Raw genomic sequence first — 227 nt, forward strand, 5'->3', positions numbered from 1 at the left:
AGCAAGACTGCCCGGGTTAACCGGGAGGAAGGTGGGGATGACGTCAAATCATCATGCCCCTTATGTCTAGGGCTACACACGTGCTACAATGGCGAGTACAAAGAGACGCAAGATCGTGAGGTGGAGCAAATCTCAAAAACTCGTCCCAGTTCGGATTGTAGGCTGAAACTCGCCTACATGAAGCCGGAGTTGCTAGTAATCGCGAATCAGCATGTCGCGGTGAATAC

The 227-nt window shown here is 51.5% G+C and carries 1 rRNA gene; it reads left to right on the plus strand.

Annotation, left to right across the window (positions count from 1 at the left end):
* Positions 1-227, plus strand: a 16S ribosomal RNA gene (locus CPJCM30710_RS17650); the annotation flags it as partial.

The sequence above is a fragment of the Clostridium polyendosporum genome, assembly GCF_018332455.1.
In the GTDB taxonomy this organism is placed as follows: domain Bacteria; phylum Bacillota; class Clostridia; order Clostridiales; family Clostridiaceae; genus Clostridium_AY; species Clostridium_AY polyendosporum.